Genomic DNA, 12,774 nt, shown 5'->3' with positions numbered 1-12,774 from the left:
AACTTCAGAAAATGATTCAAGAAAAAGGCCGGGTTTTCACCCGGCCTTTTCAATTGATTATCGCGAAGTCTTCAGATTTCGTCGTTGCCCGAGAGCAGGATGCCGATCAGCGAGAGCAGCGCGGCGGCGGCCAGATAATAGCCTACATAGACCAGGCCATAGGTCGTCGCGAGCCATGTGGCGATGTAGGGAGCCAGGGATGCACCGACGATGCCGCCGAGATTGAAGGTCATCGAGGCGCCGGTATAGCGCACGGTGGTCGGGAAGGGTGCCGCCAGCGCGGCGCCGATCGGGCCGTAGGTGAAGCCCATCAGCGCAAGGCCGATGATCGAGCAGGCGAAAGCGCCTGCAAGCCCAGCCGTCAGCAGCGACGAGTAGAACAGGCCGAAGATGAAGATGCCGATCGTCGTCAGGATCAGAACCAGCCGGCGCGAATATCGGTCCGACAACAGGCCGGAGATCGGGATCATCAGGCCGAAGAAGACGACGCCGGCGAGCTGGACGACGAGGAACTGGCCCTGCGAGTAGCCGAGACCCGCCGGCAACGGTCCGTTGCCCGGAGGCCTGGTGCCCCAGCTCAGCGTAAAGGCCGTCATCAGGTAGAACAGCACGAAGGTCGCGACCGCGATGATGGTGCCGAGAATCAGGCTGCGGACGTGCGAGCGGAAAATGACCGCGATCGGGACGGAAACGCGCTCTTCCTTCTCGATCGCGCGCTGGAATTCCGGGGTTTCCGTGATCTTCAGGCGGACATAGAGGCCGACGGCAACCAGCACGATGCTGATCAGAAAGGGGACGCGCCAGCCATAGTTGAGGAAGTCCGCATCCGCCATGGTTTCGCGCAGGATGAGGAAGAGGCCGGCCGACAGGATGAAGCCGATGGGGGCGCCGAGCTGCGGGAACATGGCGTACCAGCTGCGCTTTCCTTCAGGCGCGTTTTCCGTCGCCAGCAGCACCGCGCCGCCCCATTCGCCGCCGAGGCCGAGGCCCTGGCCGAGGCGGCAAAGCGCCAGCAGCACTGGTGCGAGAACGCCGATCGATTCATAGGTCGGCAGCATGCCGATCAGGACCGTCGAGAGGCCCATGGTCATCAGAGCCGCAACAAGCGTCGCCTTGCGGCCGATCCGGTCACCGAAATGGCCAAAGATCATCGCGCCGATCGGACGCGCGAAGAAGGCGATGGAGAAGGTCGCGAAGGACTGCAGCGTTGCCGAGGTCGGATCGCTTGCCGGAAAAAACAGCTTCGGGAAGACGATAACCGCCGCCGTTGCATAAACATAGAAATCGAAAAATTCGATCGTTGTGCCGATAAGGCTCGCGATCAGAACACGTGCCGGGGAATTCGCAACAGCATTGTTCGATGACGAGGGGGTCGGCGATAAAGGAGATATCGCGTCAGTCATAATCCCACCAATTTAGAGGATGCTAAGGTTTCCTTATTAGGTAAGGCGTGTCCTTAGCGCAATTTTTGTTCGACGCAAACGTCAGATGCGCAAGAAATCAGCGGTTGTGTGCTACTATTTAGCCGCAATTGTTGATTCGCAAACAATTGGGCGAATGTTTGCCGTTGAGTGGGCGTGCTTCGGGCGAGTCCTTCCCGGGGTTTTTTCATAGATGGCCGATTTTCGCTTTGGTTGAGGGCAAAGGAGAAGGGTTTTATGCAGAAAAAACTCATCGCTGAGTTTCTTGGGACATTTTGGCTCGTATTTGGTGGCTGCGGCAGCGCAATCTTCGCTGCGGCATTTCCGAGCCTCGGTATCGGTTTTCTGGGGGTTGCTTTTGCGTTCGGTCTGACCGTGCTGACGATGGCCTATGCGGTCGGCGGCATTTCGGGAGGGCATTTCAACCCAGCCGTCTCGGTTGGTCTGACGGTGGCTGGCCGCTTTCCGGGCGGGCAACTCATTCCTTATATCGTCGCGCAGGTTGTCGGTGCCATCGTGGCTGCAGCCGTGCTTTATCTGATCGCCAGCGGCAAGGCCGATTTCCAGCTCGGCGGTTTTGCGGCGAATGGTTATGGCGAGCATTCGCCGGGTGGTTATTCGCTGGTCTCGGCATTGGTGGCCGAAATCGTGCTGACCTTGTTTTTCCTCGTCGTGATTCTGGGCTCGACGAGCAGCAAGGTACCGGCCGGCTTCGCGCCGATCGCCATCGGCCTGACGCTGACGCTGATCCACCTGATTTCGATCCCGATCACCAATACGTCGGTCAACCCGGCCCGTTCGACAGGCCAGGCACTGTTCGTCGGCGGTTGGGCCCTGCAGCAGCTTTGGCTGTTCTGGGTCGCTCCCATCGTTGGCGGCGCATTGGGCGGACTGGTCTGGAAACTGGTCGACGACAACGAGTGAAATCAAAGCAATTTTAATGCCTTCCGGCCCGCATCTGCTCCTTCGATGCGGGCTTCTTTGTTTAAAAAATCTAAATGTAGCGATTTCAAAAGTAGCAACTCTCTGATTCTAATGGCAGAATTCACTAGGTCGGTTTGATTCGAACCATTCGATCATCGGCGGAACGGCCGAAAGTTAACGAAAGTAAACGCTTCATTAACCTTAATGTCGTTCTAATCAGCCTATTGAAAGCGGGGCGAGAATCGCTGTTAGGCGAGGCCCGGTAAACGAAGAGCAGGGACCGTGAAGTCGGGGGTATTGATGGGTGGCAAGCACGTGGCTGTCCTTTTGGGCGGATTTTCCTCGGAGAGGCCTGTCAGCCTTTCTTCGGGGAAGGCATGTGCCGATGCCCTTGAAGCCGAAGGCTTTCAGGTTTCTCGTATCGATGTGGGGCATGATGTCGCCAGCCGTCTGGCCGAGCTGAAGCCCGACGTCGTCTTCAATGCGCTGCATGGACCCTTCGGTGAAGACGGGACAATTCAAGGCATTTTGGAATATCTGCAGATTCCCTATACGCATTCCGGCGTGCTTGCCTCGGCGCTTGCGATGGACAAGTCGCGCGCCAAGACGGTTGCCGCCGCGGCTGGCATTCCGGTCGCCGGTTCGATCGTTATGAACCGCTTCGGCATCGTCGGCGAACATCCGATGAAGCCGCCTTACGTCGTCAAGCCGGTGCGCGAGGGCTCAAGCTTCGGCGTCGTGATCGTCAAGGAGGATCAGGCGCATCCGCCGCAGATCGTTACGTCTTCCGAATGGCGCTATGGCGACGAGGTGCTGGTCGAGCGCTATGTCTATGGGCGGGAGCTGACCTGTGGGGTCATGGGTGGCAAGGTCCTCGGCGTTACCGAGATCGTGCCGCTCGGTCACAGCTTCTATGACTATGACGCCAAGTACGCCAAGGGTGGGTCAAAACATGTCTTGCCGGCGGAAATTTCACCGAATCTTTACCAAAAGATACAAATATTATCGTTAAGGGCGCATGAAGCTATCGGCTGCCGCGGTGTTAGTCGATCCGACTTCCGTTTTGACGATCGCTTTTCCGAAGAAGGTGAACTTGTCTGGTTGGAGATCAATACCCAGCCCGGCATGACTCCTACCTCGCTGGTGCCTGAAATGGCCGCTCATGCCGGCTACTCTTTTGGTGAATTTCTCCGGTGGATGGTGGAGGACGCGTCTTGTTTGCGCTGACGGTCAAAAATATGAGGCGGTCCCGTCATCGCGTCCCGCTCGCCATCGACGATGTCGAGGACGCATTCGTCCTGCCGCGCCCGCTGCGCCGCGCAGTGCGCTTCCTGGTCAGTCTCGGCTCGGGTCGCGTCAGCATTCCCGCGCACACGGGCACGGTGTCCGCCTTCATGCTGCTGGCCGCAACCGGCCTTTACGGCATGTCGCTTGGTGGCCACACTCAGGCTGTCGCCGAGGCGACGACGTCTGCTGCCGGCTTCGCGATCGAGGACGTCAAGGTTTCCGGCAATGACGAGACCTCGGAAATCGAGATCCTGCAGTTGCTTGGCCTCGACGGCACGACCTCGCTCGTTGCCCTCGATGCCGATGCCGCTCGCCTGAAGATCGCGAGCCTGCCTTGGGTCGAAAATGTGGAAGTTCGCAAGGTCTATCCAAGGACGGTCGAAGTGAAGCTGAGGGAGCGCAAGGCTTACGCCATCTGGCAGCACGGCTCCGAGCTTTCGCTGATCCAGAAGGACGGCAGCGTGATCGCGCCGCTACGCGACAACAAGTTCGCCAAGCTGCCGCTCTTCGTCGGTCGCGATGCCGAAACCGCAGCCGCATCGGTCGAGGACGAGTTTGCCAAGTGGCCGGATGTCCGTGGTCATGTGAAGGCCTTCGTCCGCGTCGCCGGCCGTCGCTGGGATCTCTATCTCGATAACGGCGTGACCATCAAATTGCCGGAAGACAATATCGACGGCGCGCTTGCGCGACTGACCAAGCTCGACAAGAACGAAAATCTTCTCGAGCGCGATATAGCCGCCGTCGATCTCCGTCTCGATGATCGCACCGCAATAGAACTAACCACGGATGCCACAGTTCGCCGTCAGGCCGCCGTCGATGCGAGAAACAAGGCTTTGAAGAAAGCAGGGCAGGATACATGAGCTTATTCGGTTCGTCCCATTTCGGCCTGCCTCGGTTGAAGCCGCTCTCTTCGAAGCGGTCGCACATCGTCTCGGTCCTCGACATCGGCTCGACGAAGGTCGTCTGCATGATCGGCCGGCTGACGCCGCGCGAGGAGAGTCAGGTTCTCCCGAACCGCACGCACAATATCGAGATCATCGGCATCGGCCACCAGCGCTCGCGCGGCATCAAGACCGGCGTGATCGCCGACCTCGATGCGCTGGAAAGCGTCGTCCGGCTCTCCGTCGATGCGGCCGAGCGCATGGCCGGCCTCACCGTCGACAGCCTGATCGTCAATGTCTCAGCCGGCCGTCTCGGCAGCGACATCTACACCGCGACCATTGATCTAGGCGGTCAGGAAGTCGAGGCCAACGACCTCAAGAAGGTTCTGGCCGCCGCCTGCCAGCAGTCGATCCGCCAGGAACGCGCCGTGCTGCATTCGCTGGCGACCGGCTACTCGCTCGATGGCGAGCGCGGCATCCGCGATCCGCTGGCGATGTTCGGCGACGCGCTCGGTGTCGACATGCATGTGGTGACAGCGGAGCGTGCAGCGCTGCGCAACCTCGAGCTCTGCATCAACCGCGCCCATCTTTCGGTCGAGGGCATGGTGGCGACGCCTTATGCCAGCGGTCTTGCTGCTCTCGTGGACGACGAAGTCGAGCTCGGCTGCGCCGCGATCGACATGGGCGGCGGCACGACGACGATCTCGGTCTTTGCCGAAGGCAAGCTGGTGCATACCGATGCCGTCAGCCTTGGCGGCCATCACGTCACCACTGACCTTGCCCGTGGTCTTTCCACCCGCATCGAGGATGCGGAGCGGCTGAAGGTGGTCCATGCCTCGGCGCTCGCGAATTCTTCGGAAGAGCGTGAACTGATTTCCATCCCGCCGATCGGCGAAGATGAGCGTGACCAGCCGACGCAGGTGCCGAAGGCGCTTGTGTCGCGCATCGTCAAGGCTCGCATCGAGGAAACCCTCGAACTCATTCGCGATCGTATCCAGCGTTCGGGCTTCAGCCCGATCGTCGGCAAGCGCGTCGTTCTGACGGGAGGCGCCAGCCAGCTGACCGGCCTGCCCGACGTGGCCCGCCGCGTTCTTGCCCGCAATGTCCGCATCGGCCGCCCGATGGGCGTATCCGGCCTGCCGACGGCGGCCAAGGGGCCGGCTTTTTCGACGGCGGTCGGTCTGATGATCTATCCGCAGGTCGCGGACATGGAGACACATGCGCCGAGCAGCGGTCTGCTCTCGTCGCTTGGGGGTAACAACAGCCGGATCGGCCGTGTCGGCCAATGGCTGAAGGAGAGTTTTTGAGTGCCTGATCCGGAGAGGTTTTCCGGGGTAAGCATCAGGCAAGTGAAATCGAGTGAATTGGCCGGCGTGGCGATGCGGCCATAAAGAGAAGGAACGGGTACAATGACTATCAAGCTGCATAAGCCAGATATCACCGAGCTTAAGCCGCGAATCACCGTATTCGGTGTTGGTGGCGGTGGCGGCAATGCCGTCAACAACATGATCACGGCAGGCTTGCAGGGCGTCGATTTCGTCGTCGCCAACACGGACGCGCAGGCGCTGACCATGACGAAGGCGGAGCGGATTATCCAGCTCGGCGTCAACGTCACGGAAGGTCTCGGCGCCGGTTCGCAGCCGGAAGTCGGCCGCGCAGCCGCCGAGGAGTGCATCGATGAAATCATCGATCATCTCAACGGCACGCACATGTGCTTCGTCACCGCCGGCATGGGCGGCGGCACGGGTACGGGTGCAGCGCCTGTTGTCGCGCAGGCCGCTCGCAACAAGGGCATCCTGACCGTCGGCGTCGTGACCAAGCCGTTCCACTTCGAAGGCGGTCGCCGCATGCGTCTCGCCGAGATGGGCATCCAGGAACTGCAGAAGTCGGTCGACACGCTGATCGTCATCCCGAACCAGAATCTATTCCGCATCGCCAACGACAAGACGACTTTCGCCGATGCGTTCTCGATGGCCGACCAGGTCCTCTATTCGGGCGTTGCCTGCATCACCGACCTGATGGTGAAGGAAGGTCTCATCAACCTCGACTTCGCCGACGTCCGTTCGGTCATGCGCGAAATGGGCCGCGCCATGATGGGTACCGGCGAGGCTTCCGGCCAGGGCCGCGCAATGCAGGCCGCCGAGGCCGCCATTGCCAACCCGCTGCTCGACGAGACCTCGATGAAGGGCGCTCAGGGCCTGCTGATCTCGATCACCGGCGGCCGTGACCTGACCCTGTTCGAAGTCGACGAAGCCGCGACCCGCATTCGCGAAGAAGTCGATCCCGACGCCAACATTATTCTCGGCGCCACCTTCGACGAATCGCTTGAGGGCATCATCCGCGTTTCCGTCGTTGCAACGGGTATCGACCGGGCAATGAACGAAGCAGCCGAGAGAGGCATGGAATTCCGCCCGGCGGCGAAGCCCGCTATGCGTCCTTCCGCGGCCGCCGCTCCGGCAGCGGCCGCAGCTCAGCCTGCCCACGTCGCGCAGGCCCAGACCGCACAGGCTGCCGCTCCGGCTCCTCGCACTGTCGACCCGGTTGCCCAGACCATTCGTGCAGCCGAGGCCGATCTCGAGCGCGAACTGGAATTCCAGATGGGTCGCCAGGCCCATCTCCAGCAGCAGCCGGTGATGTCACAGGCCGCAGCGCCGGAAGATGACTTCCGTCCGCAAAGCCGCATCTTCGCAGCAGCCCCGGAAGCCCAGCCGGTCCGTCAGGCCCCGGTTCAGCCTCAGCAGCAGGCGCCGGTCATGCATCAGCAGCCGGTCATCCGTCAGGCTCCGGAGCAGGTCCGCATGCCGAAGGTCGAGGATTTCCCGCCGGTCGTTAAGGCCGAGATGGAACACCGCGCCCAGCCGGCCGCCGGTCAGGCTTCCGAAGAGCGGGGCCCGATGGGCCTGCTGAAGCGAATCACCAATTCGCTCGGTCGCCGCGAAGAAGACCCGGCTTTCGACGATATGATGGCTCCGACGAACAATGCGGCTCCGCAGCGCCGCGCACCGTCGCCGGAAGCCAGCCTCTACGCTCCGCGTCGCGGCACCCTGGACGATCAGGGTCGTCAGGTTCCGCAGGCGCGCATGACGAGCCATGAAGACGATCAGCTCGAGATTCCGGCATTCCTGCGCCGGCAGTCGAACTGACCTGATGCTGGACGGCCTTTTAATAGGTTGCTAACCATCTTGATGAAATCCGGGGCCGAAAGACCCCGGATTTCCTTATTTTAGACCTGTTGTCATATTTGAAATTATCCAACAAATTCAATCGGCTGCTTTCGTAACAAAACGAAAGAAACAGTGATTTGGAATGCGGTGCCTCGGCGCGTATGTAGATACCAAGCAAGCCTGCGGACTCACATTCAATGACGAATGTATGTGGTGTACGCGGCATAGTTAACAGACTGAGCCGGCGATAAGGGTAAGCGTCCGAAGATGACCGCCCGGCCTGGATCAGATAGACGAAGGCAGAATTATATGGCAATCGGATTGCTTGGTTTTCAGACCACCATTGCAAACCCTGTGACACTTTCGGGTATCGGCGTTCATTCCGGCGCCAATGTGTCGATTACCTTCTATCCGGCCGAGGCCGGCACCGGTGTGGTTTTCCAGCGCCTGCACGACAATGGCGATGTGACTGAACTGCGCGCCGTTTCCTCGCAAGTCGGTAATACGGATCTCTGCACCGTTCTCGGTTTTTCCCCGGCGCGTTCCGTCGCCACGGTCGAGCATGTGATGGCCGCGATCTACGCGATCGGTCTCGATAACGTCGTCGTCGAAGTGACCGGCGCTGAAATGCCGATCATGGATGGCAGCTCCTATCCCTTCATCGAAGCGATCGAGCAGACCGGCATCGTGTCGCTCGGCGTCAAGCGCCGTTATATCCGCGTCACCAAGCCGGTTCGCATCGAAGCCGGCGGTTCCTGGTGCGAATTCCGCCCGTATGACGGTACGCGCTTCGAGGTCGAGATCGATTTCGAATGCCCGCTGATCGGCCGCCAGAAGTGGGAAGGCGACCTGACCGGCGAGACCTTCAAGACCGAATTATCGCGCGCCCGTACCTTCGGCTTCATGCGCGATGTGGAACGCCTCTGGGCGTCGGGTCATGCGCTGGGTTCGTCGCTGGAAAACTCCGTCGTCATCTCGGACGACAACACCGTTATCAACGTCGAAGGCCTGCGCTACGCCAAGGACGAATTCGTTCGTCACAAGACGCTGGATGCCGTCGGCGATCTGGCGCTGGCCGGCGCTCAGTTCATCGGCTGCTACCGCTCTTATCGTGGCGGCCATCGCATGAACGCGAATGCCTTGAAGGCATTGCTCAGCGATGCCAGCGCCTATGATGTCGTCGAAACGTCGGCTCCGCGCCAGCGGGCTCACAGCCGCGAATTCGTGGCGGTCAATGCGCCCGAGTTTGCTCCCTGGTCGGCGTAACGCTGCGGAATTTGAATGAGAAAAGCTGCCGCTCCGATGAGGAGCGGCTTTTTTTTGACTGGCGACTCACGCGGTTTGCCGTCAGTCTTCGCAAGACGGCGAGGTCGCGGGGCCGATTTGAGAATTCCCTGTCAAAACAGTGATTAAAGACTGCGGATATGCGGCTTTGCCACAAAAATGCGTTAATGCATCATCAATGCGTTGCCCTGATGGTGTTTTTGCGGCTAGAAACGCCAGCGAGAGAATGCCGTCTCCGCAACGACGGCTAGTGGGACAGTTATCCGATGGGTTTTGCAAGGTCTGAACGCATGAATATCACAGCACGGGCTTTGCTCGTATCGTTCCTTCTGGCCGGTACCGGTGCGGTGGTGACGGGTTGTAATACCAAAAAGGATATCGACATCACCAAGCTCGGTGTCGAGAGCGATCCTCCGGAAATGCTCTACAATCAGGGTCTTGCCAACATCAAGGCCGGCAACATGACGGAAGCCGGCAAGAAGTTCGACGCCATCAACCAGCAGCAGCCATTCTCCGAATGGGCGCGCAAAGCGCTCGTCATGAGCACATTCGTTAAGTATCGCACGGGTCGTTACGACGATGCTGTGCAGGTGGGTAACAGCTACCTCAAGCAATATCCCGGCTCGGAAGATGCGGACTATGTCCAGTATCTCGTCGGTTCGTCCTTTGCCAAGCAGATCGTCGACGTGACGCAGGACCAGCGTGCGGCACAACAGACGATCGAGGCGATGACCAAGCTCGTCAACAACTATCCGAAGTCGCAATATGTCAGCGACGCGCAGGAGAAGATTCGCTTCGCCCGCGACCAGCTCGCCGGCAAGGAAATGCAGATCGGCCGCTACTATCTGGAACGCAAGGATTACCTCGCGGCAATCTCGCGCTTCCGTATCGTCGTGGAGCAATATCCGACCACCAACCAGATCGAAGAGGCGCTGGCGCGCCTGGTCGAGGCCTACTATGCGATGGGTATCGTCCAGGAAGCCCAGACGGCAGCCGCCGTTCTCGGTCACAACTATCCGGACAGCCGCTGGTATAAGGATTCCTATCAGCTGCTGCAGAAGGGCGGCGTGCAGCCGAGCGAAAATTCGGGCTCGTGGATTTCCAGGGCGGGCAAGAAACTTCTTCTTGGGACGTGAGATTAAGCGCAGATGCTGATCCAGCTTTCGATCCGCGATATCGTTTTGATCGAGCGGCTGGATCTTGCCTTCGAGTCCGGGCTTTCGGTGCTGACCGGCGAGACGGGCGCGGGCAAATCCATCCTGCTTGACAGTCTGTCGCTGGCGCTTGGCGGGCGCGGCGATGGCGGCCTCGTGCGTCATGGAGAGGACCGCGGCCAGGTGACCGCGGTTTTCGACGTCGGCACGCAGCATCCCGCTCGCAAGCTCCTGCGCGAGAACGACATCGACGATGATGGCGATCTGATCTTCCGCCGCGTCCAATCCGCCGATGGCCGTACCAAGGCTTTTGTCAACGATCAGGCGCTCAGCGTCCAGCTCATGCGTCAGATTGGGCAGCTTCTCGTCGAAATTCACGGACAGCATGACGATCGCGCGCTCGTCGATACGGACGCGCACCGCACATTGCTCGATGCCTTCGCCGGCCTTGCCGAAGAGGCGCAGCAGGTCGGCCGGCTTCACAAGGTCTGGCGCGATACCGACCGCACCTTGAAGAAGCACAGGGAGCAGGTGGAGAAGGCCGCCCGCGAAGCGGACTATCTTCGTGCCTCCGTCGAAGAACTGGAAAAGCTCTCGCCGCAGGATGGCGAGGAGGATGAGCTGGCTGAAAAGCGCTCGCGGATGATGAAGGCCGAGCGCATTGCCGGCGACATTGCCGAGGCTTCGGAATTTCTCAACGGCAATGCATCGCCCGTTCCGCATATCGCCTCGCTGGTGCGTCGGTTGGAGCGCAAGAGCCATGAAGCGCCGGGCCTGCTGGAAGATACGGTAGCGTTGCTCGATGCCGCTCTCGACCAGCTTTCCAACGCCCAGATGGAAGTAGAGGCGGCGCTGCGCAAGACCGAATACGATCCGCGCGAACTGGAGCGGGTCGAAGAGCGTCTGTTTGCGCTGCGGGCCGCCTCGCGCAAATATTCGGTGCCGGTTACCGAACTGCCAGCATTGGCCGAGCGCATGGTTTCGGATCTCGCCGATCTCGATGCCGGCGAGGAGCGGCTGGCGCGGCTCGCCGCCGAGCTTGCCGCCGCCAAGGCAGACTATGATGCGGCGGCGCGCAGCCTCTCGGAAAAGCGCCGTCATGCCGGCGAAGCGCTTGCCGAGGCTGTCATGGCGGAGTTGCCGGCGCTGAAGCTTGAGCGGGCGCGTTTCATGGTGGAGATCACCAGCGACCCCGAGGCCGGCACGGCTGATGGTATCGATGTCGTCGAGTTCCATGTGCAGACCAATCCTGGCACACGCCCAGGGCCGATCACCAGGGTCGCCTCCGGTGGCGAACTGTCGCGGTTCCTGCTGGCACTGAAGGTGGCGCTCGCTGATCGCGGCTCGGCGCCGACCCTCGTCTTCGACGAAATCGACACCGGCGTTGGCGGCGCGGTCGCGGATGCGATCGGCCAGCGGCTGAAGCGCCTCTCCGACCGCGTGCAGGTGCTTTCCGTCACCCACGCGCCGCAGGTCGCCGCCCGCGCGGCGACACATCTCCTGATTTCCAAGGGACCGGTTGCGGACGGCTCGGAAAAGATTTCCACGCGCGTTGCCACCATGGAGCCGAAGGACCGCACCGAGGAAATCGCCCGCATGCTCGCCGGCGCTTCGGTGACCGAAGAGGCGAGGGCGGCCGCCAAGCGCTTGCTCGCTGGCAACGGCTGATCGCTACACGCGTCCCCTCGCCAGATTAAGCTGGCAATATTGTTCGCGCAGTTCGAGCCGCCGAACCGAGATGATCAATCAGATTTCGCGCGCCGTCAGTCAAGGCGGAGCGGTCATCGTAGGAGAGGTAATAGCCCCTCCCGGATAGAAGGGCATCCTGTCCAATACGGTGAAGAATACCCGCCTCAAGTTCAGCGCGCAGAAGTCCAATGCTCCCTAACGCAATGCCGTTTCCCTTGATCGCATCGCCGATGGACTGGGAGTAGGTAGACAGGGTCTCGATATGCCATGTCTCAAAACCACGATAAGACATTCGCTCGAACCATGCCTGCCAGTCTACCCAGTCGGGCGATGCCCGCCTATAGTTGAGAATCTTGGGGCGATCTGCTGCCGGAATATCATGAATTGACCGGAGCTCTTTTCCCAGCGCTAACGCTACGTGAGGTGCAGCGACGGGTGTTAGCTCCTCCTCGAACAACAGAGTGACTTGGCGGCCCGGCAGGTGGCCGTCACCATAGGTCACCGTAAGGTCATTGCCGTCATTGAAAAGGTCACGCGGATTGTCGGAAGTGATCAGCCGTGTCGGACAGGCATTGGGCGAAAGCCCGAAATCTCGAAGAAGGGGTGTCAGCCAGAACATCCCGACGGCCGTGTTGGCTCCAATGGAGAGAGGCCGGTGTGCCTCCTGGCGCAACGTGCTGAGGCCGCGCTGGACAAATTCAAGCGTCATCTGCGCAGTCTGAAAGAGCCTGTCTCCCATTGGAGTTGGGAACAGGCGTTTGCCGTCTCGTCGGAAAAGAGCTTCTCCGATCCAGTCCTCAAGTTGCTTGATGCGCTTGCTCACCGCGGCCTGTGTCACGTTGAGCTCGACGGCGCTGGCCGTGAAGCTTCCCATCCGATAAGCGGCCTCGAAGAAAACCAGGGTGTCTAAAGGTGGGAGAGTGGTTCGGTACTTTTTCATATAACCAGTGGTAATCCATTTGGCCGAAAT

At 60.4% G+C, this 12,774-nt stretch carries 10 protein-coding genes; 8 read left to right on the top strand and 2 right to left on the bottom strand.

Going from position 1 to position 12,774, the window contains the following annotated elements; genetic code table 11:
- Window positions 1–71: 71 nt before the first annotated feature.
- On the bottom strand, window positions 72–1,403 hold the full coding sequence (locus CCGE531_RS12210) for an MFS transporter (protein ID WP_120664398.1): 1,332 nt from the start codon (window positions 1,401–1,403) through the stop codon (window positions 72–74).
- A gap of 255 nt (window positions 1,404–1,658) precedes the next feature.
- Here CCGE531_RS12210 and aqpZ point away from each other — a divergent pair, with 255 nt between their 5' ends.
- The 8 genes from aqpZ to recN all read left to right on the top strand — a co-directional run bounded on the left by aqpZ (window position 1,659) and on the right by recN (window position 11,783).
- Window positions 1,659–2,345 carry an aquaporin Z gene (gene aqpZ / locus CCGE531_RS12205; RefSeq protein WP_120664397.1) on the top strand — a complete coding sequence of 229 codons (687 nt, stop codon included), beginning with the start codon at window positions 1,659–1,661 and terminating at the stop codon, window positions 2,343–2,345.
- Window positions 2,346–2,645: 300 nt separating this feature from the next.
- A complete protein-coding gene (locus CCGE531_RS12200) occupies window positions 2,646–3,572 on the top strand; it encodes a D-alanine--D-alanine ligase (RefSeq protein ID WP_120664396.1) in 927 nt (308 codons plus the stop codon).
- A gap of 11 nt (window positions 3,573–3,583) precedes the next feature.
- Window positions 3,584–4,492 carry a cell division protein FtsQ/DivIB gene (locus tag CCGE531_RS12195; protein WP_205586497.1) on the top strand — a complete coding sequence of 303 codons (909 nt, stop codon included), beginning with the start codon at window positions 3,584–3,586 and terminating at the stop codon, window positions 4,490–4,492.
- The gene (gene ftsA, locus CCGE531_RS12190; RefSeq protein ID WP_120664394.1) at window positions 4,489–5,820 is read left to right on the top strand and encodes a cell division protein FtsA; all 1,332 of its coding nucleotides are present in this window, start codon (window positions 4,489–4,491) and stop codon (window positions 5,818–5,820) included. The genes CCGE531_RS12195 and ftsA overlap by 4 nt, the downstream gene beginning before the upstream one ends.
- Before the next feature lie 102 nt (window positions 5,821–5,922).
- Entirely contained in the window at window positions 5,923–7,656 is a 1,734-nt protein-coding gene (gene ftsZ, locus CCGE531_RS12185; RefSeq protein WP_120664393.1) for a cell division protein FtsZ, read from the top strand.
- Window positions 7,657–7,986: 330 nt separating this feature from the next.
- A complete protein-coding gene (gene lpxC, locus CCGE531_RS12180; protein WP_120664392.1) occupies window positions 7,987–8,943 on the top strand; it encodes a UDP-3-O-acyl-N-acetylglucosamine deacetylase in 957 nt (318 codons plus the stop codon).
- A gap of 284 nt (window positions 8,944–9,227) precedes the next feature.
- Window positions 9,228–10,097: an outer membrane protein assembly factor BamD gene (locus CCGE531_RS12175; RefSeq protein WP_205586438.1), complete on the top strand. Its 870-nt coding sequence runs from the start codon at window positions 9,228–9,230 to the stop codon at window positions 10,095–10,097.
- Window positions 10,098–10,109: 12 nt separating this feature from the next.
- Window positions 10,110–11,783 (top strand): DNA repair protein RecN, encoded by a 1,674-nt coding sequence (recN, locus tag CCGE531_RS12170; RefSeq protein ID WP_120664390.1) that lies wholly within the window; start codon window positions 10,110–10,112, stop codon window positions 11,781–11,783.
- A gap of 25 nt (window positions 11,784–11,808) precedes the next feature.
- On the opposite strand, the gene CCGE531_RS12165 is transcribed toward recN, so the two are convergent.
- Window positions 11,809–12,744, bottom strand: a complete 936-nt coding sequence (locus tag CCGE531_RS12165; RefSeq protein ID WP_120664389.1) for a LysR family transcriptional regulator — start codon at window positions 12,742–12,744, stop codon at window positions 11,809–11,811.
- Window positions 12,745–12,774 lie beyond the last annotated feature (30 nt).

Source organism: Rhizobium sp. CCGE531, from assembly GCF_003627795.1.
GTDB lineage: Bacteria > Pseudomonadota > Alphaproteobacteria > Rhizobiales > Rhizobiaceae > Rhizobium.
Note: the sequence above shows the minus strand (reverse complement) of the source record. Positions and strands in the feature narration are given on the sequence as shown.